The 23,818-nt window shown below is 70.7% G+C and carries 23 protein-coding genes; 12 read left to right on the plus strand and 11 right to left on the minus strand.

Annotated elements, in window-relative coordinates; translation table 11 throughout:
* Window positions 1–51: 51 nt before the first annotated feature.
* The 3 genes from ACH4D5_RS21775 (at window position 52) to ACH4D5_RS21785 (ending at window position 2,143) form a co-directional block, all read left to right on the plus strand.
* The gene (locus ACH4D5_RS21775) at window positions 52–1,053 is read left to right on the plus strand and encodes an AraC family transcriptional regulator (protein WP_398304940.1); all 1,002 of its coding nucleotides are present in this window, start codon (window positions 52–54) and stop codon (window positions 1,051–1,053) included.
* An 89-nt stretch (window positions 1,054–1,142) separates the two neighbouring features.
* A complete protein-coding gene (locus ACH4D5_RS21780; RefSeq protein ID WP_398306007.1) occupies window positions 1,143–1,838 on the plus strand; it encodes an AzlC family ABC transporter permease in 696 nt (231 codons plus the stop codon).
* A complete protein-coding gene (locus ACH4D5_RS21785) occupies window positions 1,835–2,143 on the plus strand; it encodes an AzlD domain-containing protein (RefSeq protein ID WP_398304943.1) in 309 nt (102 codons plus the stop codon). Before ACH4D5_RS21780 ends, ACH4D5_RS21785 begins: the two co-directional genes overlap by 4 nt.
* A 54-nt stretch (window positions 2,144–2,197) precedes the next feature.
* On the opposite strand, the gene ACH4D5_RS21790 is transcribed toward ACH4D5_RS21785, so the two are convergent.
* The gene (locus ACH4D5_RS21790) at window positions 2,198–3,517 is read right to left on the minus strand and encodes an MFS transporter (RefSeq protein ID WP_398304946.1); all 1,320 of its coding nucleotides are present in this window, start codon (window positions 3,515–3,517) and stop codon (window positions 2,198–2,200) included.
* 166 nt (window positions 3,518–3,683) lie between these two features.
* Complete coding sequence (locus tag ACH4D5_RS21795) at window positions 3,684–4,646, minus strand: hypothetical protein (RefSeq protein ID WP_398304949.1); 963 nt, start codon at window positions 4,644–4,646, stop codon at window positions 3,684–3,686.
* Between the two features lie 79 nt (window positions 4,647–4,725).
* Here ACH4D5_RS21795 and ACH4D5_RS21800 point away from each other — a divergent pair, with 79 nt between their 5' ends.
* From ACH4D5_RS21800 to ACH4D5_RS21825, 6 genes are all read left to right on the plus strand, one after another.
* Window positions 4,726–4,920 (plus strand): DUF3046 domain-containing protein, encoded by a 195-nt coding sequence (locus tag ACH4D5_RS21800; protein ID WP_362992571.1) that lies wholly within the window; start codon window positions 4,726–4,728, stop codon window positions 4,918–4,920.
* A gap of 104 nt (window positions 4,921–5,024) precedes the next feature.
* Window positions 5,025–6,302, plus strand: a complete 1,278-nt coding sequence (locus tag ACH4D5_RS21805) for an AI-2E family transporter (RefSeq protein WP_398304952.1) — start codon at window positions 5,025–5,027, stop codon at window positions 6,300–6,302.
* A gap of 328 nt (window positions 6,303–6,630) precedes the next feature.
* A complete protein-coding gene (gene recA / locus ACH4D5_RS21810; RefSeq protein ID WP_398304955.1) occupies window positions 6,631–7,752 on the plus strand; it encodes a recombinase RecA in 1,122 nt (373 codons plus the stop codon).
* Between the two features lie 3 nt (window positions 7,753–7,755).
* Window positions 7,756–8,487: a recombination regulator RecX gene (gene recX / locus ACH4D5_RS21815; protein ID WP_398304958.1), complete on the plus strand. Its 732-nt coding sequence runs from the start codon at window positions 7,756–7,758 to the stop codon at window positions 8,485–8,487.
* A gap of 144 nt (window positions 8,488–8,631) precedes the next feature.
* Window positions 8,632–9,369 carry an ArsR/SmtB family transcription factor gene (locus ACH4D5_RS21820; RefSeq protein WP_398304961.1) on the plus strand — a complete coding sequence of 246 codons (738 nt, stop codon included), beginning with the start codon at window positions 8,632–8,634 and terminating at the stop codon, window positions 9,367–9,369.
* Window positions 9,369–11,942 carry an FtsX-like permease family protein gene (locus ACH4D5_RS21825; RefSeq protein WP_398306010.1) on the plus strand — a complete coding sequence of 858 codons (2,574 nt, stop codon included), beginning with the start codon at window positions 9,369–9,371 and terminating at the stop codon, window positions 11,940–11,942. Before ACH4D5_RS21820 ends, ACH4D5_RS21825 begins: the two co-directional genes overlap by 1 nt.
* A gap of 69 nt (window positions 11,943–12,011) precedes the next feature.
* On the opposite strand, the gene ACH4D5_RS21830 is transcribed toward ACH4D5_RS21825, so the two are convergent.
* From ACH4D5_RS21830 to ACH4D5_RS21865, 8 genes are all read right to left on the minus strand, one after another.
* On the minus strand, window positions 12,012–12,458 hold the full coding sequence (locus tag ACH4D5_RS21830; protein ID WP_398304964.1) for a rhodanese-like domain-containing protein: 447 nt from the start codon (window positions 12,456–12,458) through the stop codon (window positions 12,012–12,014).
* On the minus strand, window positions 12,455–12,994 hold the full coding sequence (locus ACH4D5_RS21835; RefSeq protein WP_398304967.1) for a cysteine dioxygenase: 540 nt from the start codon (window positions 12,992–12,994) through the stop codon (window positions 12,455–12,457). Before ACH4D5_RS21835 ends, ACH4D5_RS21830 begins: the two co-directional genes overlap by 4 nt.
* Window positions 12,995–13,074: 80 nt before the next feature.
* On the minus strand, window positions 13,075–13,161 hold the full coding sequence (locus ACH4D5_RS21840; protein ID WP_336621184.1) for a putative leader peptide: 87 nt from the start codon (window positions 13,159–13,161) through the stop codon (window positions 13,075–13,077).
* Window positions 13,162–13,304: 143 nt separating this feature from the next.
* Window positions 13,305–14,990, minus strand: a complete 1,686-nt coding sequence (locus ACH4D5_RS21845) for an FAD-dependent monooxygenase (RefSeq protein WP_398304970.1) — start codon at window positions 14,988–14,990, stop codon at window positions 13,305–13,307.
* Between the two features lie 211 nt (window positions 14,991–15,201).
* Window positions 15,202–16,188 (minus strand): amino acid ABC transporter permease, encoded by a 987-nt coding sequence (locus tag ACH4D5_RS21850; RefSeq protein ID WP_398304973.1) that lies wholly within the window; start codon window positions 16,186–16,188, stop codon window positions 15,202–15,204.
* Window positions 16,185–16,832 (minus strand): amino acid ABC transporter permease, encoded by a 648-nt coding sequence (locus tag ACH4D5_RS21855; protein WP_398304976.1) that lies wholly within the window; start codon window positions 16,830–16,832, stop codon window positions 16,185–16,187. Before ACH4D5_RS21855 ends, ACH4D5_RS21850 begins: the two co-directional genes overlap by 4 nt.
* A 95-nt stretch (window positions 16,833–16,927) precedes the next feature.
* A complete protein-coding gene (locus ACH4D5_RS21860) occupies window positions 16,928–17,848 on the minus strand; it encodes a glutamate ABC transporter substrate-binding protein (RefSeq protein ID WP_398304979.1) in 921 nt (306 codons plus the stop codon).
* Between the two features lie 46 nt (window positions 17,849–17,894).
* On the minus strand, window positions 17,895–18,674 hold the full coding sequence (locus ACH4D5_RS21865; protein ID WP_398304982.1) for an amino acid ABC transporter ATP-binding protein: 780 nt from the start codon (window positions 18,672–18,674) through the stop codon (window positions 17,895–17,897).
* Window positions 18,675–18,977: 303 nt separating this feature from the next.
* Between ACH4D5_RS21865 and ACH4D5_RS21870 the strand changes: the two genes are divergently transcribed.
* Together ACH4D5_RS21870 and ACH4D5_RS21875 are read left to right on the plus strand one after the other, a co-directional pair.
* Window positions 18,978–19,667: a response regulator transcription factor gene (locus ACH4D5_RS21870; protein ID WP_398304985.1), complete on the plus strand. Its 690-nt coding sequence runs from the start codon at window positions 18,978–18,980 to the stop codon at window positions 19,665–19,667.
* 16 nt (window positions 19,668–19,683) lie between these two features.
* The gene (locus ACH4D5_RS21875; protein WP_398304988.1) at window positions 19,684–21,099 is read left to right on the plus strand and encodes a sensor histidine kinase; all 1,416 of its coding nucleotides are present in this window, start codon (window positions 19,684–19,686) and stop codon (window positions 21,097–21,099) included.
* 56 nt (window positions 21,100–21,155) lie between these two features.
* Here ACH4D5_RS21875 and ACH4D5_RS21880 read toward each other — a convergent pair whose 3' ends face one another.
* Window positions 21,156–22,151 (minus strand): TAXI family TRAP transporter solute-binding subunit, encoded by a 996-nt coding sequence (locus ACH4D5_RS21880; RefSeq protein WP_398304991.1) that lies wholly within the window; start codon window positions 22,149–22,151, stop codon window positions 21,156–21,158.
* Window positions 22,152–22,289: 138 nt separating this feature from the next.
* Between ACH4D5_RS21880 and miaB the strand changes: the two genes are divergently transcribed.
* Complete coding sequence (gene miaB / locus ACH4D5_RS21885; RefSeq protein WP_398304994.1) at window positions 22,290–23,780, plus strand: tRNA (N6-isopentenyl adenosine(37)-C2)-methylthiotransferase MiaB; 1,491 nt, start codon at window positions 22,290–22,292, stop codon at window positions 23,778–23,780.
* Window positions 23,781–23,818: the final 38 nt, after the last annotated feature.

Here is a 23,818-nt window from a genome sequence, read left to right on the forward strand (position 1 = left end):
TCGGCGCCGACCTGCGGAAAAGAGGTTGCGTGCCCGTCGCAGAATGGGTGCATGGCGGGTGCGGTGGGGCAGGCGCGGGGTGGGGGCGGGGCGGGTTCGGCGGAGCAGACCCGGAGTGGGGAGGGGGCAGGCTCGGCTGGGCAGGCGCGGCATGGGGCCGAGACGGGTCCGGCGGAGCAGGCGCGGCATTGGCGGTACGCGGAGCTGCCGGGCGTCGACCTCCTGCGGGCGCACTACATCCGCAGGACGTTCGTGCGGCACACCCACGAGCACTTCGTCATCGCCGGGATCGCCGAGGGCGTCGACGTCTTCCGGCACAGCGGGGCCGACCGGCACGCGGGCCCGGGAACCCTCGCCCTGATCAACCCCGACACCCCGCACACGGGCCGGGCCGGCGCGCCCGACGGCTGGCGCTACGGGGCGGTCTACCCCGCGCCGGAGGTGGTCGCCGCCATCGCGGCGGAGACGACGACCCTTCGGGGTGCGCCCGGATTCGTCCGCCCGGTGCTCGACGATCCGTACTCCGTGGCGCTCGTGCACCGCGTGCTGCGCGCGGCGGAGGACGGCAACGCCCTCGCTGCCGACACGCTGTTGCGGGTGGCGGTGACCCGGCTGCTGCGCCTCAACGGCGGGCCCCTGCCGCAGCGCACCGTGCGCACGGCGGGTGCGAGGACGGCGGCACGCGCGCGTGCCGTCCTGGAGGACAGCCTCGCGGACCCGCCGAGTCTGGAGCGGCTCGCCACCGACCTCGGCACCAGCCCCTTCGCCCTGCTGCGCGCGTTCCGGGACACGTACGGCATGCCGCCGCACGCCTGGCTCACCGACGCGCGGGTGCGCCGGGCCCGGCACCTCCTCGACGCGGGCACGGCGCCCGCCGACGCGGCCGTCGCCGTGGGCTTCACCGACCAGCCGCACCTCAACCGGCACTTCACCCGGATCGTGGGGGTGCCCCCAGGGGCGTATCAGCGCGAGCGCAAGAACGTACAAGACCCGGTAGTGGGGCCGCTCATAACGTCCGGGGCGTGGCAGAACAGACGCCCGCGGCGGGCCTAGACGCATCAGACAGCACGTGCATACGCGCACAAGAACAGCTCAGTCCTCCGGAGGAGAGCGGCGCACTTCCGGAGGAACCGGGCACACCCCTGGAGAAACCCGACGCAGCCGTCGTCCGTGACGCGCTCGGCGTCGGGGTCGCCGTCGGACTCTCCGGCTTCGCCTTCGGAGTGACCTCTGCGGGCAGCGGCCTCACCCTGCTCCAGACCTGCGCGCTGAGTCTTTTCGTGTTCACCGGTGCGTCGCAGTTCGCCCTGGTGGGGGCGCTCGCCGGCGGCGGGAACCCGTTCACGGCCGCCGCGGGCGCCTTCTTCCTCGGAGTGCGCAACGCGTTCTACGGGCTGCGCCTCTCGCAGCTGCTCGCCCTGCCCCGCGCGGTCCGGCCGTTCGCCGCGCACTGGGTCATCGACGAGACCGCGGCCGTCGCCCTGGCCCAGCCCACGCGGCGCAGCGCCCGCATCGGCTTCACCGTCACCGGGCTCAGCCTCTACGCGCTCTGGAACCTCACCACGCTGCTCGGCGCGCTGGGCGCCGAGGCGATCGGCGACACCGACGCGTGGGGGCTCGACGCGGCCGGTCCCGCGGTCTTCCTCGCGCTGCTCGCGCCGATGCTGCGTACCTCTACGGAGCGTGCCGCCGCGTGCGGCGCCGTGATTCTCGGGCTGGGCCTGCTGCCGGTACTGCCCGCGGGCGTGCCTGTCCTGGTTGCTGCTCTCGCCGTGCCGATCGTCCTCTACGTAGAGGGCCGACGGGCCCGCCACCACGCGCGGAGGGAGGACCGGTGAACGTCTGGATCGCCATCGGAGCGACCTTCGTCAGCTGCTACCTCGTCAAGCTCGCCGGGCTGCTGGTACCCGCGGGCGTGTTGGAGCGACCGCTCGTCCGACGGATGGCAGCGCTGCTCCCGGTGGCCCTGCTCGCGGCTCTCACGGCCCAGCAGACCTTCGCCGAAGGGCAGGCACTCGTCCTGGACGCCAAGGCGGCAGGGCTCGCCGCAGCGGCCTTGGCGCTGCTGCTGCGCGCGCCGTTCCTCGTCGTCATCGCGACGGCCGTCGTCGTCACGGCGGGACTTCGGGCGCTCATGGGCTGACGCGGTGACACGTCGGTTCAGGGGATGAGCGGCACCCGCGGGTGACACGTCGGTTCAGGGCACGAGCGGCACCCGCGCCGACGGGACCTCGGAAACCCCGAGCCGTTTCGCGGTCGCTTCCGGACGGCAGAACAGCGCCGCCAGGGCGCCTGCCGCCAACAGCAGCCCCGAAGTCAGCAGCCAGCCCCGCTCATAGCCCACGGACACCGTCGCCGCCCGATCCACCACGCCGCCGAGAACCAGCGGGGACAGGATGCCGCCGAGCGCGTACACGAAGGTCAGTACGCCCAGGACGACGCCCCGCTGGGAGGGCGGGGCGATGCGGGCGCACGCCGTCATGGCCACCGTGAGCGTGACCATGGCCAGGGTGACGGGGCCCAGCAGCAGAGGCACCTTGCACCACATGGAGTCGACCAGTCCGAACACGGCGACAGCACAGCCCGAAACCACCATGAGCAGTCCGGCGCCCGATCCCACCGGCAGCCGCCGGCCGGTCGGCTCCCGCCGGGCGGAGCGCTGTGAGATCAGGCCATGGACGAGCAGCACCACGCCGTTGGCGAGGGCCCCGACACCCACCAGCGTGCCCGCTTGGTCGAGGTCCCAGCCGACGACGCTCTCCAGGTAGTCCGGTGTCCACGTCAGCAGGGTGCTCATCAGCCAGTACGCGGCGAAGGCGCCGAAAGCCGCCGTCATGAAGGTGCCCGACAGCAGAACGGCACGCAAGGGGACGCTGTCCGACGCGGGTGCGTCGCCGCCGCCCTTGCTGTTCTCCGCGGCCCTGCTGCTCTCCGCAGCCCTCCCGACCTGTGGGGCGAGCGGCCCCTCGGTGCCCCAGATCTGCCAGGCCACGGCCCAGACGAGACCGACGAGCCCCACCACTCCGAACGACCAGCGCCAGCCCCAGTGGGTGATCACCCAACTCAGCACGGGCGCGGCCACGGCCACTCCGGCCGCCGCGCCGAACAGCAGGACCGCGGTCGGGAGGGCCCGCTCACGCTGCGGGAACCAGCCGTGGACGTGGTGGATGGCCACCGGTGCTGAAGGGCCCTCGGCCGCGCCCAGGAGCACCCTCGTGGCCACCAGCGTGCCGAATCCCGCGGCGCCCCACACCATCGGCAGCTGAGCGGCCGACCACAGCAGTACAAGTACCAGGAGCAGCGGGGTCGTCCGCACGCGCCGGGTCAGCAGGGAGACCCCGAGGGCCGCTACGGAGAAGAGTGCGAAGAACGCCGACTGTGCCGCGCCGAACTCCTGTCGGCTGAGGTCGAAGTCCGCGCGGATCTCCGGCCCCGCGAGCCCGAGGACTGCCTTGTCGGCGAAGTTGACCACCATGAAGGCCAGCAACAACCACGTGGTGCGCCAGGCCCCGCTCACCAGCGGCGACCGTTCGGGGGTGTGTGCGGCTCTGGCGGATGCACAGGCACGAGTGTCGGGCTCCGGAGCCGGATCGACCAGCGTTCGTACGAAAAGAATCGACCAGTGTTCGTACGGAGAGAGCGGAAAGGAGTGTCGGCGGAGCGGGAGGGGAGGGCCGTCCCCGTCAGGTGATGGGCCGCCCGTACGCCCGGAGCGTGCGCAGTGCCTCGATGGTGACGATCGGGCGTGACTCCAGGGCCGTGCCCGGTGCCCACTGCCGCCAGCGCACGGGCCAGCCGCCGTCCGCCTGCTGTTCCCGGGCCAGGAAGTCGAGTGAGCGGTCCATCTCCGCGTCGGTGAACCACGCGCGCGCGAGCGACTCGGGGACCTTCGCGTAGTCGTGCGGGAAGTGGTGCTCGCCCGGCGCGTAACCGGGCGCCACCGGATAGGCGTCCAGGTCGTCGGGGTCCAGCGCCGCGAGCCGCTGCTGCCGCACGAGGCGGCCGAGGCGATCGGCGGCGGCACGCGCGCGTGAACGGTCAGGAACGCCGTCCAGGAAGGCGACGGCCGCCTGGATCTCGTAGGGATGTGACTTCTCCAGCGATTCGACGGCCGCCCAGCAGAAGTCCGTGGCCCGGAAGAGCCAGGCGTGCCACACCTCGTTGCGGTGGAGCAGGCCCACCACGGGGCCGGTGGCGAGCAACTCGCCGGGCGGGTTGTCCACGACCGGCACGAACGGCGCCGAGGGGTAGCCGCGCTGGCTGGGATGGATCGCGGGAAGGGCGCCCTCCGGAGTCGACACCGAGGTCAGATACCGGCACACGCGCTCCACCCGCTGCCCGCCGCAGCGGCGGATCGAGTCCAGCACGCGCAGTGCGTGCCCTGTGTGCAGCGGCTGACTGACGGGGCCGCGCAGATCGGGTTCGAGCGCGTAGCCGTACCCGCCGTCACCGGTGGCGTACGAGGTCAGAGCGGTCTCGACCGCGTCCGCGGCCGCGTCGCCGCCCGCGCCGTCGAGGAAGTGGTACGCGAACCGTCGCTGCTCGAGGACGCGTGCGGTGAGCCAGACGAAGTGCTCGGCGCGGGCCAGCGGGGAGAGCGCGCCGGGGGAGGGCACTGCGTCGGGGGATGCTCCGGTTTCGGCCATGCTCCGACGGTAGGGCGGAAAACGTTTCCGGCAAGCCCCCTGTGCCCGGCTGCACTCTCAGGGGCGCGATACTGGAGGCATGCGGTTGACGGTCTTCTGGCAGCGGATGGCGGCTCACTTCGGTGCGGCGTACGCCGACTCCTTCGCGCGCGATCACGTGATGACGGAACTGGGCGGCCGTACGGTCAACGAGGCGTTGGACGCGGGCTGGGAGGCCAAGGACGTCTGGCGTGCGGTGTGCGCGGCGATGGACGTACCGGCCGACAAGCGCTGACCACGGGCGGTTCACCGCCGCCGGAGGGCGCCACGCGCGCGTGGAGCCGTCCCAAGATGTGAGGGTGGCGGCCGATTGCCCGCGGCGTGAGTGAGACTTGCTCCGTGGCACCGACAGAAGAGACCGCGCAGGTCACCCAGGACACCGTTCCGCCCGGCACGACGCCGCCCGCACAGCCCCCCGCCGGGGCCGAGGCAGGGCACGGCGCCCGCATGCCGCGCTGGCTGCCGCGCGCCATGGTCCTCGCCCTCGCGCTCATCGCGTGCTTCCAGTTGGGCAGTTGGGCGTTCCACCAGCTGACAGGACTGTTGATCAACGTTCTGATCGCGTTCTTCCTGGCGCTCGCGGTCGAGCCGGCGGTCAGCTGGATGGCGGCGCGCGGGCTGCGCAGGGGCTTCGCCACCTTCCTCGTCTTCCTGAGCGTCGTGATCGCGAGCGCGGGCTTCGTCACGCTGATGGGGTCGATGCTCGCGGGCCAGATCGTCGACATGGTCGAGGACTTCCCCGACTACCTCGACAAGGTCATCAGCTGGGCCAACCAGACCTTCCACACGGACCTCTCCCGCGTCGAGGTCCAGGACAGCCTGGTCCACTCCGACTGGCTCCAGAAGTACGTGCAGAACAGCGCCAGCGGCGTCCTGGACGTCTCCGCGCAGGTCCTCGGCGGCCTCTTCCAGCTCCTGACGATCCTGCTGTTCTCGTTCTACTTCGCGGCGGACGGGCCGAGGCTGCGGCGCGCGCTGTGCTCGGTCCTGCCGCCCGCCAAGCAGGCCGAGGTGCTGCGGGCCTGGGAGATCGCGGTCGACAAGACCGGCGGCTACCTCTACTCGCGCGGCCTGATGGCGCTGATCTCCGGCATCGCGCACTACATCCTGCTCCAGGTGCTGGACGTCCCCTACGCGCCCGTGCTCGCCGTGTGGGTGGGCCTCGTGTCGCAGTTCATCCCCACCATCGGCACCTATCTGGCGGGCGCCCTGCCGATGCTGATCGCTTTCACGGTCGACCCCTGGTACGCGCTCTGGGTGCTGATCTTCGTAGTCGTCTACCAGCAGTTCGAGAACTACGTGCTGCAGCCCAAGCTCACCGCCAAGAGCGTCGACATCCACCCCGCGGTCGCGTTCGGCTCGGTCATCGCGGGCACGGCGCTCCTCGGCGCGGTCGGGGCGCTCATCGCCATCCCCGCCGTCGCGACGCTGCAGGCCTTCCTCGGGGCGTACGTGAAGAGGTACGACGTCACGGACGACCCCCGGGTGCACGGGCACCGACGCCAGGTGGGAGCACCTCTCCTCGCGCGCATGCGGGGCGCCCTGCGGGGGCCGAACAGGCCGGAGGCGCCGCCGGAGTCGGACAGCGCGGAGCCGAAGCGGGACGGGCGCCAGTAGCGGTCGGGGGATGTCGCGGGCGGGGGCTGCGGCCCGGGCTTCGGCCCCGGCTTCGGCCGCCGCACCGCTGTGCGCCCGAGCGGCGTGCCACGCTTGACACTAAATTCGAACATCTATTCTCATGGGGTGGCCGGGCGGTGATTCTGCAAGGTGAGCGGGGGAACCAGCGGGGGGAACCCCGGCACGCTCCGGAGGATTTCGGCGAGGGAACGACGAGGGATCGCCGTGAGTTATCCACAGGCTGGACGGGCGTCGGGGCGGATTGTCAGTGGCAGGCGTTAGCGTCTTTGACGTGAAGCGATCGACTCAAGCAAATCGGGTGGAACCCATGGCAGGAACCGACCGCGAGAAGGCGCTCGACGCCGCGCTCGCACAGATTGAACGGCAATTCGGCAAGGGCGCAGTGATGCGCATGGGCGAGCGGCCGAATGAGCCCATCGAGGTCATCCCCACCGGGTCGACCGCGCTCGACGTCGCGCTCGGCGTCGGCGGCATCCCGCGCGGCCGCGTGGTGGAGGTGTACGGCCCGGAGTCCTCCGGTAAGACGACTCTCACCCTGCACGCCGTGGCCAATGCCCAGCGGGCGGGCGGCGCGGTGGCCTTCGTGGACGCCGAGCACGCCCTCGACCCCGAGTACGCGAAGAAGCTCGGCGTCGACATCGACAACCTCATCCTGTCCCAGCCGGACAACGGCGAGCAGGCCCTCGAGATCGTCGACATGCTGGTCCGCTCCGGCGCCCTCGACCTCATCGTGATCGACTCCGTCGCCGCCCTGGTGCCGCGCGCGGAGATTGAGGGCGAGATGGGCGACTCGCACGTGGGTCTTCAGGCCCGCCTGATGAGCCAGGCGCTCCGAAAGATCACCAGTGCGCTCAACCAGTCGAAGACCACCGCGATCTTCATCAACCAGCTCCGCGAGAAGATCGGTGTGATGTTCGGCTCTCCGGAGACCACGACCGGTGGCCGGGCGCTGAAGTTCTACGCCTCGGTGCGCATGGACATCCGCCGCATCGAGACCCTGAAGGACGGCACGGACGCGGTGGGCAACCGCACCCGCGTCAAGGTCGTCAAGAACAAGGTCGCGCCGCCCTTCAAGCAGGCCGAGTTCGACATCCTCTACGGCCAGGGCATCAGCCGCGAGGGCGGCCTGATCGACATGGGCGTCGAGCACGGCTTCGTCCGCAAGGCAGGCGCCTGGTACACGTACGAGGGCGACCAGCTCGGCCAGGGCAAGGAGAACGCCCGCAACTTCCTGAAGGACAACCCCGACCTCGCCAACGAGATCGAGAGGAAGATCAAGGAGAAGCTGGGCGTGGGCGTGAAGCCCGAGGCCCCGGCCGCCGAGCCGGCCCCGGACGCGGCAGGCGCGGCCCCGGCCGACGACGCCAAGACGGTGCCCGCGCCGGCGGTCAAGACGACCAAGTCCAAGGCCGCGGCGGCCAAGAGCTAGTCCGTGACACGACGAACCGACTGGGCGGACCACACCGCCCCCGAAAGCCGCACCGGCCCCGCCGGGCGGGGCCACGGGGACGGTGTGGATCAGGACGGCACAGGCCGGGGCGGCGGCCACCAGGACGGAGACGGCCGGAGCCGTGGGCGCCGACGGCGGCGCGGCGGGTTCGACGGCCAACAGGACAGCGGTTCCCCTTCCTCGTCGAGGGCCGAGAAGGGGGAGCCGCCGACGGGGGACCCGGCTGAGCGGGCGCGGGCCATCTGCCTGCGCCTGCTCACCGGTACGCCGCGCACGCGCAAGCAGCTCGCCGACGCGTTGCGCAAGCGGGAGATCCCCGATGACGTGGCGGAAGAAGTGCTCTCCCGCTTCGAAGAGGTCGGACTGATCAACGACAGCGCCTTCGCGGACGCCTGGGTGGAGTCCCGGCACCACGGCCGGGGCCTGGCCCGCCGTGCGCTCGCGCGGGAGCTGCGAACCAAGGGCGTGGAGTCCACGCTGATCGACGAGGCCGTGGGGCAGCTCGACTCGGAGCAGGAGGAGGCGACCGCACGCGAGCTCGTCGCCCGCAAGCTCCGCTCCACGCGAGGCCTCGATCGGGACAAGCGCCTGCGCCGCCTCGCGGGCATGCTCGCCCGCAAGGGGTACGGCGAGGGCATGGCCCTCAGAGTGGTGCGGCAGGCGCTCGAGGAAGAGGGCGAGGACACCGAGGACTTGGGGTACGGGGCGTTCTGAGCGGGCCGCCCCCACGGGGGTGGGGCGGCAACCAGAGCGATCCACGTATCCCGACCCGCGCTCCGCAGGGTGGGGTTATCCCCCCTGCGGAGACGCCGGGCCACCGCAGTGCACAGCGACCTGTGCACAGACGACTGTGTACGCATGGCACAGGAACCCGGCACGAACGACGCGGCACGCACCGCGCGACCCGACGCCCCGCCCCATGCCGAGGCGCAGCCGTCGCATGCCGACGCCCCGGTCCCGGTCCCGGAAGAGCTGAGTGACCTGCGCGTCCTCAAAGCGCTCGCGCAGCCACGGCGGCAGCAGATGCTGCAGCACCTCACCGTGCACGGCCCGGCCACCTCCGCGACGCTCGCCCGCGCCCTCGGCCTCAACACGGGGGCGACCAGCTATCACCTGCGCGAGCTCGCCCGTTACGGCTTCGTCGAGGAGACCCGCGGCTCGGGGCGCGAAGGCGAGCGGGACGGAGGTGGGCGGCACGGACGTGAGCGCTGGTGGCGGGCCGTCCCGGGTGACCGGCGCTTTCCGCCGCGCAGTCGGCAGAGCCCCGAGATGCGGCTCGTCATGGACGAGCTCAACCACCTCTCGTACGCCGCCGACCTGGAACTCTTCGCTCGACTGCAGCGGGAGAGGAGCCAGGAAGAACGCCGGTCGAACGCCGCCGAACCCGATGAGTGGGCCGACGCGCTGCCCTACTCGCGCGGCACGATCCGGCTGACCCTCTCCGAACTCCACGCGTTCTTCGAGGAGTACATCGCGCTGCTCAACCGCTACAAGCGACCCGAAGCGGACACCCCGGCAGACGCCCGCACCGTCCTCACGCGCTTCCTCGCCTTCCCCGCACCGAAGGCCTTCCCCGAGCCGGAGACCTCCTCATGATGATGCTGCGCTACGCACTGCAGACGGTCAGGGACCGCAAAGGCGGATTCCTCGGCGCCTTCCTCGCGCTGATGTGCGCCGCGGCCCTCATCACGGCCTGCGGAACCCTCCTGGAGACCGGCCTGCGCGGCACGATCAAGACCGAGCGCTACGCCGCGACATCCGTGATCGTCTCCGCGGACCAGAACGTCCACCAGACCACGGTCAAGCACAAGAAGGGCAAGACGAAGGTCAAGCACAAGGCGAAACCGATCGCCGAGAGGGCCTGGCTGCCGGCCGACGACATCGAGGACAGGCTCAAAAGGGTCCCGGGTGCCGCTTCCGTCGTGCCCGAACTCACCTTCCTTGCACACCCGTTGGCACCCGACGGCGGCGTGAGCGGCGGCGACAAACCCTCGTACGGGCATGCCTGGGAGTCCGCCGTGCTCACCCCCTTCCGCATCGTCGACGGAAGGGCCCCGCGCGCGGCCCACGATCTGGTCGTCGATCGCGACCTCGCCGAACGCGCAGGTCTGAAGCCGGGCGACCATCTCACCGTCCAGTCGACGCAGAGCCCGCGCGACTACCGCATCACCGGTGTCGCCGCACCCGCACCCGCACCGCCCGCCGGGCCCAAGGCCGGCGCTCTGGCGCACCAGACCTCGCTCTTCTTCTCCTCCGGGGAGGCCGAGCGGCTCGCCGCACACCCCGGAAAGGTGACCGCCTTCGGTGTCGTACCGGACGAGGGCACCGCCGTCGCCGACCTGAAAGAGGCGGTCGAACGCGCCCTCGACGGGACGACGGCGCAGGTCAGCGCGGGGAACGACCGTGGGCCGGTGGAGTTCCTCGACGCGGCGGGAGCGCGTGTCAAGCTCGTCAGCATGGGTGGTGCCATGGGCGGCACCTCCCTCTTGGTCGCCGTCCTCGTGGTCGTCGGCACCTTCGCCCTCTCCGTCCAGCAGCGCCACCGCGAACTCGCCCTGCTGCGCGCCGTCGCCGCGACCCCGAGGCAGATCCGCAGGCTGCTCGGCCGTGAGGCGTTGATCGTCGGCGCGGTCGCGGGGACCATCGGCGCGCTCGCCGGACTCCCGCTCGGCGGTTGGCTGCACGGCCAGTTCGTGGAATCGGGAGTCGTGCCCGCCACCCTCGAACGCGCCGTCAGCGCCTTCCCGCCCCTCGTGGCGGTGGCTGCCACCCTGTTGGGCGCCTGGGCCGCCGCCCGCGTCGCGGGGCGCAGGATCGCCGGGATCCGCCCTGCTCAGGCTCTCGCCGAGGCGCGGGTCGAGCGGCGTGGGCCCGCCTGGGGCTGCGTCGTCGCGGGTCTGGTGCTTCTCGCCGGAGGGGCCGTCCTGGTCGCCGTGCTGAGCGTGCTGCACACCGAGGCGGCATCGACTCCCGTCACCTTCCTGGCCGTGGTGGTCTTCGCCTGTGCCATCGCGCTCCTGGGGCCGCTCGTGGTCCGGGCGGCTGCGGCACTTCTGCGGGGCCCTCTCCGGCTGACAGGGCCCGGCGGCAGGCTCGCCCACGCCAACCTGCGCGGCAACGCGGCCAGGATGGCGGCCGTCGTCACTCCGCTCGCCCTGCTCACCGGCATGACTTGCACGGTGCTCTTCGTCCAGCCCACCCTTGACGACGCCGCCCGCGCCCAGGCCCGCGAAGGCGTCCGCGCGAACTGGGTACTGGCCGCGCAAGGTCCCGGCGTCCCGGCGGAGGCCGCACGGAAGCTGCGTACGACCGAAGGCGTCGAAGCCGCCACCGAGATCGTCCGCACGACGGTCCGCGTCGGGCTCGACAAGTACCCCGCGCAGGGCGTCACCCCCGAGGGCCTCACCCGGACCTGGGACCCGGACGTCACCGCCGGCTCGCTCGAGGACTTCGACGAGGACGCCGTCGCCGTCAGCGAACTCGCCGCCGACCGGCTCGGCCTGAAGCCGGGCAGCACGCTCAAATTCACCCTCGGGGACGGCACGAAGGCGGAACTCACCGTCCGTGCCGTGTACGCACGCGGCCTCGGATTCGGCGACCTGACCATGGCGCACGACCTGGTCGCCCGCCACGTGGACAACCCGCTCGCCAGCACGGTCCTCGTCAAGAGTGACCGTACGCAGGAACAACTCGCGGCAGGCGTCCAGAAGTTCCCCGGCGTACGCGTTCTCTCCCCGGCGGCCGTGGACGGTCTCCAGGCCGAGAGCCGACAGGCCAATGCCGAGGTGAACCTCCTCGCGATGGGTCTTGTGCTGGCCTTCACCGCCATAGCTGTCGTCAACACCCTCGCCATGTCCGTCTCCGAGCGCGTGCGCGAGTTCGCGATGCTGCGTCTCGCGGGTGCCACGCGCCGCCAGGTCCTGCGGATGCTGCGCGCCGAGGCGCTGTCGGTCCTGCTCATCGGCGTCGCGCTGGGCAGCGGGGTGGCGCTCGCCGTCCTGACGGCGTTCAGCGTGGGCATGACCGGCAGCGCGGCACCGACGGTCGTCCCCTTGGTGTACGTCTCCGTAGTGGCCGTCGCCGGGCTGCTCGCCCTCGCCGCGACCACCCTGCCGGGCCGCGTCGCCCTGAGGCCTCTGCCTGTCACGGTGGCGACGGCCAAGGAGTAGAGCCTGTACGCGAAGGGTGCCCCCTCCTATGGAAAAGTTGAGGAAAAGGGGGCACCCACGCGCGCGTGCTCACGTTCCGGCGGCCACCACCGGCAGCCCGGCCGCCCGCCACGCCTGGAAGCCGCCGACGAGATCGGTGGCGTGGCGCAGCCCCAACTGCCGCAAGGAGGCGGCCGCGAGGCTGGACGCGTACCCCTCGTTGCAGACCACGACGACGCGCAGGTCGTGACCGGTGGCCTCCGGGGCGCGATGGCTGCCCTGTGGGTCGAGGCGCCACTCCAGTTCGTTGCGTTCGACGACGAGCGCTCCGGGGATCAGCCCGTCGCGCTCCCGCAGCGCCGCATAGCGGATGTCGACCAGCAGCCCTCCGCTCTCGGCGGTCTCGTACGCCTTCTCCGGAGAGAGCCGATCGAGGCCGAGGCGCACGCGCTCCAGCAACTCGTCGATGGAGACAGGCCCTTCACTGACCGGCTGCCAACCGCTTCGCTCTCCGTCGCTTCGCTCTCGGTCACTCACTGCCAGTCCTCCGGGCGCTCCACGGACTCCAGGCGGAGCACGTCACCGGTGCGGCTGTAGCGGCGGATCCGCGGCAGCGGCGGGTAGTAGGCGTGTACGGAGACGGCGTGTTCGGTGGTGGACTCGTTCAGCACCTCGTGCACGTGGTTGCGGCCGAAGGCGCGGCCCTGGCCGGCCGACAGTTCGCGTTCGCGGTCGACGTCGTCGGAGAGCTCCAGGGTCTTCCACCCGTCCGTGGGCAGACGGGCGGCGAGCGAGTTCTCCTTGAGGGTGCCCGTCGCGGTGAGGAAGGCGCCGACCGACTCCGCGTGGTCGTGCCACCCGGTCCCGGTGCCGGGCGGCCAGCCGATCAGCCAGGCCTCGCTGCCGCCGGGCCCCTGCAGTCGCACCCAGGTCCGGCCCTCGGGGTCGAGCGGCAGGGAGGCGACGAGCTCGGGGTCGGACGCGGTGCGGCGGACGAAGTCGAGGAGATCGGCGGCGGTGGGCGCCGAGGAACGTGCGGTCGAGGGCGCGGGGGAGGAAGGGGCAACAGACACGGGTACCGTCCTGGAGATTCGCGGAAGCGCGCGCGAGACAGCCCGGAACGGGGCTCAGCGCGCGAGGGAGAGATGCGAGTTCAGCAGGACGGGTGACACACGCAGCCTGCGTAGCGGACGAGGTCCATGTGGACCCTCCGCCACAGGCGCACATCGGTGTCGGTCACGATCCGGAGTAGACCACGGGGTCGGAGGCCGGTCAACCCTGGCTCAGCATGCGAGCCGGCGACCCACGTGGCGGCTCCCGTCTCACGCCGTGGCCCTCGCCCACACCTAGGCTCGCCCCCACGCAGAGGCTCGCGCCCACCGCCTAAGGCCGCGTGGCCCCCGCCGCGCGCTGCGCCTTGTCTGCTCGGTCTGCCCCCTTCGACCCAGTCCCGACCCCGACCCCGGCCCCACCCTCGCCCCCGTCCCCGTCCCCGGGCCCCGGCTTCGCCGGGCCGCCCAGCGCCGCTTCGGCCGCGGCGTACAGCTCGGCGGGCCGCACTCCGGAGAGGGCGGTGACCAGATGGCCGTCGGGCCGTACGAGCAGGAGCGAGTGGGCGGCGGCCCCGGGGTAGCTCTCCGCGACGAGCAGCTCGGCGGGGTGGGGCAGCGCCGTGACGGCCGCGGCGAGCCGCGGCATGATCCCGGCAGTCACCCAGTGCCGCCGCTCCCACACCACGGTGCCGGGCGCGACGAGGACGACGAGCAGGTGACCCGTCCCGAGCCGGTCCCGGAGCTGTACGAAAGAGCCGTCCGGTGCCGTCACCCGCACATCGGCGACCGGCGCCCCGGGCTCCGTCCCGACGACCGTGACGGACTCGGACGGAGCGGCCGCCAGGGGCGATTCGGCGTACGACGGGGGGGCTCCCAGCGGGCCGCGCCCCACGTGGCCGTCCGTGAGGAGCGTGTCGTGCCCGCGCGCGGAGCCGGGGACGTACGAGCGCAGGCCCTTGCCGCCGCGCAGCGCGGGCAGCGACTGGTCGGCGGCGCGCAGCCGCGCGGCCACGCCGGCCCGCCGCTCGACCTGATAGCTGTCGAGCAGGGATTCGCGGGCGCCGTGGTGCCAGGAGAGCGCCAGTTTCCACGCGAGGTTGTCGGCGTCCCGCAGGCCTTCGTCGAGCCCCTGGCTGCCGAGCGCGCCGAGCAGGTGCGCGGCGTCCCCGGCGAGGAAGGCGCGGCCGACCCGCCACCGTCGGGCGAGCCGGTGGTGGACGGTGTGCACGCCCGTGTCGAGCAGTTCGTACGGCGGTGTCGAGCCCCCGCACCAGCCCGCGAGGGTCTCCCGGATGCGCACGACGAGGGCGTCGGGCGTCACCAGGTCACCGCGCGGCGGAAGCAGCCAGTCGATCCGCCACACCCCGCCGGCGAGGGGACGGCCGGTCACCTCGGCGCCCCCGTGGCGCCACGGAGGCATCCGGTGCAACAACGCCTGACCCGGCCAGGGAAGTTCCGTGCGCAACGCGGCCACGGCGTGTCGCTCGACGGCCGTACGTCCCGGGAAGCGCACGTCGAGGAGCTTGCGCACGGTGGAGCGGGACCCGTCGCAGCCCACCAGGTAACTGCCCCGCCACCACGTGCCCTTCGGCCCGCGGGTGTGCGCGGTCAGCCCGCCGGCGTCCTGTTCCAGGGAGACGAGTTTGTTCTCGACCGCGACCTTGACGAGCGGTTCGTCGGCGATGGCGTCGCGCAGAGCGCCCGTCAGGACGTGTTGCGGCAGGTGCAGCGGACCGGGGGTCTCGTCGTCGAACTCCAGCTCCCGCATCAGCTGCTTGCGCCGCACGGAGCGCCAGCCGGTCCAGCGTGCACCCGACTCCGTGTCGCCGAACGAATGACCCGCGAGGCGTTCCACGAACGCCGCCGTGTCCTCACGGAGCACGACGGTCCGCGCGAGCCGCTGCTCGTCCTTGCCCGGACCCTCGTCCAGGACGACGGTGGGCACCGACTGGCGGGCGAGAGCGAGAGCGAGGGCGAGCCCGACGGGGCCCGCGCCGACGACGATCACCGGGTCCACGGCGCACACCCTCCGGCCCGCCGGGCCCGGACTGCCCGGAAGCGCTGGACGTACGTACAGAAACTGGCAGTTGGAGCCCGGTGCACGATCACAGAACGTATGCAACCCATTGCCGGTGCTTGCGTCAAGTGACGATGGCACCGGTGTTCACCCGACAACGCGTGTGGGGGACGGTGCCATCACCGTCCCCCACAACTGTACCTACAGAGCGTCAGTTGGACTTTCCAACGGGGCCCTTGGGGTCGTCCTCGGGCCCATCCGCGCCGGCGTCGGCAGGCGCGGCCGGAGCGGTCGGGGCGGGCTCCGCGGCGACCGACGGGCCGAGCGGCGTGGCCGCGTCGAGCACGCCGGGAGCCTCCGCGGGCTCGGCGGCCGCGGCCACCACGATGCCCGTCTTGGTGCGGCGTCCGCGCTTCTCGATCCAGGTGGCGAGCGAGGAGAGCGCGAGGCAGAGGGAGATGTAGATGACACCGAAGACGGTGACCGTCTGGACGTAGGGGTAGTTGCCGTTCACCGGCGTGTTGTTGGCGATCAGCCGGGCCGAGTACAGCAGCTCGGGGTAGAGGATCATGAAGCCGAGCGAGGTGTCCTTGAGGGTCACCACGAGCTGGCTGATGATCGTCGGCAGCATCGACCGCACGGCCTGCGGGAACAGGATGGTGGTCATCACCTGGGTCTTGCTCAGACCCAGAGCGTAGGCCGCTTCCTTCTGGCCCTTGGGCACGGCGTTGATGCCCGCGCGCAGCACCTCCGCCTGGACGCAGCCGTTGTAGATCGTCAGACCCAGGACGAGCGCCCACAGCGGGGTCATGTCGCCGAGGATGCCGACCCAGAGGGCGAAGATCGTGATCAGCAGCGGGATCGACCGGAACAGGTCGATGAAGATGACCGACAACCAGCGGATCGGGCGGTGGTCGGAGAGCCTGCCGACACACAGCACGACCGCGAACGCCAGCGACAGGACACCGGCGAGGGCGAAGGCCTTCAGTGTCGCCAGCAGCGCGTCGAAGATGTTCTCGCGGATGCCCGAGTAGTTGAAGATGTCCCACAGGGCGCCGTCGAACTCGCCCTTCTCGTTGAGCCGCAGCACCACCCAGGCGATGAGGCCGAGCACTGCCACGGTGCCGACGACGGAGTAGATCCTGTTGCGGAACTTGGCCTTGGGGCCCGGTGCGTCGAAGAGAACGCTGGCGCTCATCGGGCGACCTCCATTCGGTGCTCCAGCAGCCGGAAGGCGCCATTGATGGCGTACGTGATGATCAGGTAGGCGACCGTGACCCAGACGAAGATCATCGTGATGTCGTAACCATCATTGCTGAGGGTCTTGGTGACGTTGAACAGGTCGACGTTGTCGAAGCCACCCGCGATCGCGGAGTTCTTCGTCAGCGCGATGAAGATCGAACCCATCGGGGCGATGACCGCGCGGGTGGCCTGCGGGAGCACCACGACCCGCATGACCTGGGTGAAGCTCATGCCGATCGCACGGGCCGCCTCGGCCTGGCCCATCGGCACGGTGTTGATGCCGGAGCGGAGCGCCTCGGCCACGAAGGACGACGTGTAGAAGCCCAGTGCCGTGACGCCGAGGGCGAAGGAGTCCATGTCCGGGAAAAGGATCTTCGGCAGGATGAAGAAGGCCACCAGGAACAGCAGCGTCAGCGGGGTGTTCCGGAGGATGTTCACCCACAGGGTGCCGAAGACGCGCAGCGGCGGGACCGGGGAGACCCGGAAGGCGGCGATGATCACGCCGAGCACCATGGCTATGACGCCGCTGACGACGGTCAGCTCCACGGTGCCGATGAACCCCTCGCGGAACAGCGACAGGTTGTCGGTCAGTACGTTCATGAATTCTCCGCGAGAGGGCGGTCGGACGGCGATGTGCTCACAACACGCCCCGCCCCGCACGGCCCGTCAGACCGTACGAAGCGGGGCGCGGGGTGTCACTTGGGGTCGGTGAAGGCCGGCGGGTCCTTGTACTCGGAGCCGGACTTGCCGATGGTGGCGTCGAACGCCTTCTTGTAGTCGCCGTTCTCCTGGTGCGCCTTGATGGCGTCCGCGACGGCCTTCTGCAGCGCCTTGTCGCCCTTCTTCAGGCCGACGCCGTAGGGCTCGTCGGAGAAGGGCTTGCCGACGACCTTGAGCTTGCCGGGATTCTGCGCGGCGTAGCCCATCAGGATGGCGTCGTCGGTGGTGACGGCGTCGACCTGGTTGTTGAGCATCTGGGCCACGCACTCGGAGTACTTGGACAGCTCGGTGACCTTGGCGCCGTACTTCGGCTTCTTGATGTTCTGCAGCGGCGTGGAGCCGACGATCGAGCAGACCTTCTTGCCGCGGACGGTCTCGGGGCCCTTGATGTCCTTCTCATCCTTGCGGACGAGGAGGGAGGCACCGGCGTGGTAGTACGGGCCGGCGAAGTCGATCTGCTTCTTGCGCTCGTCGTTCATCGTGTACGTGCCGATCATCAGATCGACGTCGCCCTTGGAGACGGCGGTCTCACGGGCGCCGGAGTCGATCGTCTTCCACTCGATCTGCTTCGCCGAGAAGCCGAGATCGGCTGCGATCATCTTGGCGATCTCGATGTCGAAGCCGGAGTACTCCTTGGTCGACTGGTCCTGGAAGCCCAGGTACGGCTGGTCGGCCTTGGCGCCCACGATGAGCTTGCCGCGCTCCTTGGCGGCCTTGAACACGGACGAGTCGACCGAAGCGTCCTTCTTGACCGTGTAGCTGAGGGCCTTCGTGTCCTTGCCGTTCGGGCCTTCCGGCTTGTCGCCGGCCGAGCCCTCCTTGCCGCCGCAGGCGGTGGCGGTCAGCGCGATGGCAGCGACGGCTGCCACGGCGGCAGCGGACTTGCGGAGCTTCATGGTGAACATCCTCTGTTTCGACTGGTGTTGAGACGGCGTGGGAGCCTCAGTGCTTAAGGATCTTCGACAGGAAGTCCTTGGCCCGGTCGCTGCGCGGGTTGTTGAAGAACTGGTCGGGCACGGCCTCTTCGACGATCCGGCCGTCCGCCATGAAGACGACGCGGTTGGCCGCGGAGCGGGCGAAGCCCATCTCGTGGGTGACGACGACCATCGTCATCCCCTCCCGGGCGAGCTGCTGCATCACCTCGAGGACCTCGTTGATCATCTCCGGGTCGAGCGCCGATGTCGGCTCGTCGAAGAGCATCACCTTGGGGTCCATCGCCAACGCGCGCGCAATGGCGACGCGTTGCTGCTGTCCGCCGGAGAGCTGCGCGGGGTACTTGTCGGCCTGGGAGGCGACGCCCACGCGGTCCAGCAGACCGCGCGCCTTCTTCTCCGCCTCGGCCTTGCCGATCTTGCGCACCTTGGTCTGGCCCAGCGTCACGTTCTCGAGCACGGTCTTGTGCGCGAAAAGGTTGAAGGACTGGAAGACCATGCCCACGTCCGCGCGGAGCCTGGCCAGCTCCTTGCCCTCCTGGGGCAGCGGCTTGCCGTCGATCGAGATGTCTCCCGAATCGATCGTCTCCAGGCGGTTGATGGCGCGGCACAGAGTCGACTTGCCGGACCCCGAGGGGCCGATCACGACGACGACCTCACCGCGGGCGATGGTCAGGTCGATGTCCTGGAGGACGTGCAGAGCGCCGAAGTGCTTGTTGACGTTCTTCAGCACGACAAGGTCGTCCGCCCCAGGCGGTATGGCGTCCTTGGTCACCGATACTTCGGTCACGGCTTGTTGCTCCATCCTCCTCGGTTGGGAGGACAGTAATAACCCAGTGCGACCAGCGTCATTACATCTGAGGGGAAATTGAGCATAACGATCCGGCCGCAACCGGACACACCGTGTGAAGACGGCCCACGGAGTGCGTACCGGGTGGGTAACGGAACGTGCCGACGCCCTGAACCCTCTTGACGCGGTCCTTATCCATCGGCGTGGATGCCTTGGGGCGCTCGCGCCACCACCGGCCACGACTACCGGCCACACACGATTACCGGCCACAACGGAACGACCGATGAACTGGAGGGGGCCCTCATGCGACTGCTTCTCGTCGAGGATGACGATCATGTGGCCGCCGCCCTTTCCGCGATCCTGGCCCGGCACGGCTTCGACGTCGTGCACGCCCGCAGCGGCGAGGAGGCCCTGCAGGCCCTGCTGCCCGCCGAAACGCCCCCCTTCGGAGTGGTGCTTCTCGACCTGGGCCTGCCCGACCAGGACGGCTACGAGGTGTGCGGCAAGATCCGCAAGCGCGGCTCGATTCCCGTGATCATGGTGACCGCGCGCTCCGACGTACGCTCGCGGATCCACGGCCTCAACCTCGGAGCCGATGACTACGTAGTGAAGCCGTACGACACCGGGGAGCTCATCGCCCGTATCCACGCGGTCATCAGGCGCCCCGCCCCCGCCGAGGCGTCGACCCCCGGCGACAGTGACCTGCGGCTGGGACCCGTACGCATCGAACTTCCCACCCGGCAGGTCAGTGTGGACGGTTCGGTTGTCCAACTGACCCGCAAGGAGTTCGACTTGCTCGCTCTCCTCGCCCAGCGCCCCGGAGTGGTGTTCCGCCGGGAGCAGATCATCAGCGAAGTGTGGCGGACCAGTTGGGAAGGGACGGGCCGCACTCTGGAGGTGCACGTGGCCTCCCTGCGCTCCAAGCTGCACATGCCGGCCCTGATCGAGACCGTGCGCGGCGTGGGCTACCGCCTCGTCGCCCCGGCCGCCTAGTCAAGAGCGAGGACAGGTGCGCTCTCGCCTCCTCCCGCTGCTGATCATCCTGATGGCGGGCGTCCTGCTCGCGCTCGGCTTTCCGCTCGCAGTCAGCGTCGCCGCAGCCCAGCAGCAGAAGGTGGTCGTCGACCGGATCGACGACACGGCCCGCTTCGCCTCACTCGCGCAGTTCGTCACCAAACGCCCCACAGGGCCGCTCGAAATGGGCAGCACGGACGAGCGCCGCGAGACCCTCCAGAAGGAACTCGACGACTACCACGATGTGTACGGCATCCGCGCGGGCGTCTTCTACCGCGACGACGGCGCCATGGCCCAGTCCCCGAACGACTGGTTCCTGCCCCGTCGCGGAGCCCTGCGGGACGCCTTCGAAGAAGCGCTCCGCTCCCGAGGCAGCCACGACCCCGAGCAGGTGTGGCCCTGGCAGCGAGGACGGCTGGCCGTCGCCTCCCCGGTGATCAAGGACGGCGACGTCATCGCCGTCGTCGTCACGGACTCGCCGACCGGGCGCATGCGTTCGCAGACACTGCACGGCTGGCTGCTCATCGGCGCCGGCGAGTCGGCGGCCATGCTCCTCGCGGTCGGCGCGGCGCTGCGGCTCACCGGCTGGGTACTGCGCCCGGTGCGCATCCTGGACGCGACCACGCACGACATAGCGACAGGGCGCCTCAAGTCCCGGGTCGCGCCGGCCGGCGGGCCCCCGGAACTCAGACGCCTCGCCCGGTCGTTCAACGAGATGGCCGACAACGTCCAGGACGTCCTGGAGCAGCAGCGCGCCTTCGTCGCCGACGCCTCCCACCAGCTGCGCAACCCGCTCTCGGCCCTCCTGCTCCGCATCGAGCTCCTCGCCCTCGAACTGCCCGAGGGCAATGAAGAGATCGCCTCGGTCCGCACCGAGGGCAAGCGCCTGGCCCAGGTCCTCGACGACCTGCTCGACCTGGCCCTCGCCGAACACGTCGCGGCCGACCTGAGCCTCACCGACATCGGGGAGCTGGCCGCCGAGCGCGTCGCCTCCTGGCGGCCGCTCGCCGACCAGCGGGGCGTGCGGCTGACGGGCGACTGCCCGGCCACCACCGGCTGGGCCGACCCGGTGGCCCTCTCCAGCGCCCTGGACGCGGTGATCGACAACGCCCTGAAGTTCACACCCGAGGGCGGGCCGGTCCATGTGGCGGTCTCCGCCTCCGACGGGACGACGACCGTCGTGGTCACCGACGGCGGCCCCGGCCTCACCGAGGACGAGCTCGCCCGCGTCGGTGACCGCTTCTGGCGCAGCAACCGCCACCAGAACGTGAAGGGCTCGGGGCTCGGCCTGTCCATCTCACGGGCCCTGCTTTCGGCGGGCGGCGGCTCCATCACGTACGCACACCATGAACCGCACGGACTGAAGGTGACGGTCAGCGTCCCGCGCGGCGAGCCCCTCCGGCAGCCGTAGAGCCCCTCCGGCAGCCGTAGGCCGCACATGACGGCGGGAACCCGCCTCACGACGGCTCAGGGCTTGACCGAGCGGTAGTAGCGGCGCGCCCCCTGGTGCAGCGGCAGCGGGTCCGTGAACAGGGCGGTGCGCAGATCCACCAGTTGTGCCGCGTGCACCTCGTCGCCGATGTGGTCGCGGCTGTCGATGACGGTGCGGGTCAGCCGTTCGGTCAGTTCGGAATCGGCCCGGTCCGTGGTCACCAGGAGGTTCGCCACGGCCAGTGTCGGCACGGCGGAACCCAGCTGCGCCTCGGGGTAGGCGTCGGCCGGCATCGTCGCGGCACGGTAGTAGCGCGAGGCGCCCCCCTGCTTGTGCAGCGAGTCGACGAGGTAGCCGAGCTTCACGAGCTTGATGTCCATCTCGTTCGAGAGCGCGCGCACGGAGGTGGTCGGGAGCCCGCCCGACCAGAAGAAGGCGTCGATGGAGCCGCTCTTCAGGAGGTCGGGCATCGTGTCGATCCCGGCGGACACCGGCTTGACGTCCCTCACCGGATCCAGACCGCCGGCGTCGAGCACCCGGTCGGCTATCAGCCGCACCCCGGAGTGCTCCTGGCCCACCGCCACACGCTTGTTCCGCAGGTCCGCGACGGTGTCGATCTTCGAGGACCGGGCCACCACGAGCTGCACGTAGTCGTCGTACAGCCGTGCGCAGCCCCGCAGCCGGTACCAGCCCGGCTCGGCGTTCAGACGGTACGTCTCGACGGCGTCGGCGGCCGCGATGGTGAAGTCGGCCTTCCCGGTGGCCACCCGCGCGACGTTCTGCTGCGAACCCTCGCTGTTGAGGAGCTCCACGTCGACGTCCGGCATGTCCTCCGAGATCGCCGTCCGCAGGAGCTTGCCGTATCGCTCGTACACACCCTTCTTCACGCCCGTACTGAACGTCATCCGTCCGCTCGGGGAGTCCTCGCCCATGGGCACGAGCCACCACAACAGCAGCCCGAACACCACGAGGGCCGCGGCCGAACCTTGCAGGGCGCGGCGCCTGCTGATGTGGGGGAGTGCCTTGAGCATGCGCGCGATCCTGCCAGCCCGGTCACCGTGATGACCAGGGGCGAGGTCACACCGCACCGCTCCGGAGAGTCCCCTCCGGCTGCCCTGGTCGGAATCCGGGCCACGCGCGCGTGGCGACCCCGTACCCTGGGGGGCGAGATGAGCGCGAAGACTTACGAGGTGCGCACCTACGGGTGCCAGATGAACGTCCATGACTCCGAGCGGCTGTCGGGCCTCCTGGAGGACGCCGGCTACGAACGTGCGCCCGAAGGGGCGGACGGCGATGCCGACGTCGTCGTCTTCAACACGTGCGCCGTGCGCGAGAACGCCGACAACCGTCTGTACGGCAATCTCGGCCGCCTGGCGCCGATGAAGACCAAGCGTCCGGGGATGCAGATCGCCGTCGGCGGCTGCCTGGCCCAGAAGGACCGCGACACCATCGTCAAGAGGGCGCCCTGGGTCGATGTCGTCTTCGGCACGCACAACATCGGCAAGCTGCCGGTCCTCCTGGAGCGCGCCCGCGTCCAGGAAGAGGCGCAGGTCGAGATCGCCGAGTCCCTCGAAGCCTTCCCGTCGACGCTGCCGACCCGCCGCGAGAGCGCGTACGCGGCCTGGGTCTCCATCTCCGTCGGCTGCAACAACACCTGCACCTTCTGCATCGTGCCCGCGCTGCGCGGCAAGGAGAAGGACCGCAGGACCGGCGACATCCTCGCCGAGATCGAGGCCCTCGTCGCCGAGGGCGTCTCCGAGATCACCCTCCTCGGGCAGAACGTGAACGCGTACGGCTCGGACATCGGCGACCGCGAGGCCTTCAGCAAGCTGCTGCGCGCCTGCGGGAAGATCGAGGGCCTGGAGCGCGTGCGCTTCACCTCCCCGCACCCGCGTGACTTCACGGACGACGTGATCGCCGCCATGGCCGAGACGCCGAACGTGATGCCGCAGCTCCACATGCCGCTGCAGTCCGGCTCGGACCGGATCCTCAAGGCGATGCGCCGCTCGTACCGGCAGGATCGTTTCCTGGGCATCATCGAGAAGGTCCGGGCCGCCATGCCGGACGCGGCGATCTCCACCGACATCATCGTGGGCTTCCCGGGCGAGACCGAGGAGGACTTCGAGCAGACGATGCACGTGGTCCGCGAAGCCCGCTTCGGCAGCGCCTTCACCTTCCAGTACTCCAAGCGTCCCGGGACCCCGGCGGCGACCATGGAGGGGCAGATCCCCAAGGAGGTCGTCCAGTCGCGTTACGAGCGTCTGGTGGCCCTCCAGGAGGAGATCTCCTGGGAGGAGAACAAGAAGCAGGTCGGCCGCACCCTGGACCTGATGGTCGCCGAGGGCGAGGGCCGCAAGGACGGCGCCACGCACCGCCTGTCCGGCCGCGCCCCCGACAACCGCCTGGTCCACTTCACCAAGCCGGACACCGAGGTGCGCCCCGGCGACGTCGTGACCGTCGAGATCACCTACGCCGCGCCGCACCACCTGCTGGCGGAGGGCGCCGTGCTGAACGTGCGTCCCACGCGCGCGGGCGACGCCTGGGAGAAGCGGAACGCCGAGGCGGCCGCGAAGCCGGCCGGAGTGATGCTGGGTCTGCCGAAGATCGGTGCTCCCGAGCCACTCCCGGTCGCGACGGGCAGCGGCTGCGGCTGCGACTGACCGCTTCGGTATCTACTGCCTCCGAGAGGCGCGTTACG

This window comes from Streptomyces sp. NPDC018029, from assembly GCF_044327655.1.
Taxonomy (GTDB): Bacteria; Actinomycetota; Actinomycetes; order Streptomycetales; family Streptomycetaceae; genus Streptomyces.

Excerpts from the sequence above, each read along its gene's own strand:
- ACH4D5_RS21775 (WP_398304940.1), top strand. The coding sequence starts at position 52 with ATGGCGGGTGCGGTGGGGCAGGCGCGGGGTGGGGGCGGGGCGGGTTCG.
- ACH4D5_RS21795 (WP_398304949.1), bottom strand. The coding sequence starts at position 4,646 with ATGGCCGAAACCGGAGCATCCCCCGACGCAGTGCCCTCCCCCGGCGCG.
- ACH4D5_RS21800 (WP_362992571.1), top strand. The coding sequence starts at position 4,726 with ATGCGGTTGACGGTCTTCTGGCAGCGGATGGCGGCTCACTTCGGTGCG.
- recA (WP_398304955.1), top strand. The coding sequence starts at position 6,631 with ATGGCAGGAACCGACCGCGAGAAGGCGCTCGACGCCGCGCTCGCACAG.
- ACH4D5_RS21820 (WP_398304961.1), top strand. The coding sequence starts at position 8,632 with ATGGCACAGGAACCCGGCACGAACGACGCGGCACGCACCGCGCGACCC.
- ACH4D5_RS21825 (WP_398306010.1), top strand. The coding sequence starts at position 9,369 with ATGATGCTGCGCTACGCACTGCAGACGGTCAGGGACCGCAAAGGCGGA.
- ACH4D5_RS21850 (WP_398304973.1), bottom strand. The coding sequence starts at position 16,188 with ATGAGCGCCAGCGTTCTCTTCGACGCACCGGGCCCCAAGGCCAAGTTC.
- ACH4D5_RS21855 (WP_398304976.1), bottom strand. The coding sequence starts at position 16,832 with ATGAACGTACTGACCGACAACCTGTCGCTGTTCCGCGAGGGGTTCATC.
- ACH4D5_RS21860 (WP_398304979.1), bottom strand. The coding sequence starts at position 17,848 with ATGAAGCTCCGCAAGTCCGCTGCCGCCGTGGCAGCCGTCGCTGCCATC.
- ACH4D5_RS21870 (WP_398304985.1), top strand. The coding sequence starts at position 18,978 with ATGCGACTGCTTCTCGTCGAGGATGACGATCATGTGGCCGCCGCCCTT.
- ACH4D5_RS21880 (WP_398304991.1), bottom strand. The coding sequence starts at position 22,151 with ATGCTCAAGGCACTCCCCCACATCAGCAGGCGCCGCGCCCTGCAAGGT.
- miaB (WP_398304994.1), top strand. The coding sequence starts at position 22,290 with ATGAGCGCGAAGACTTACGAGGTGCGCACCTACGGGTGCCAGATGAAC.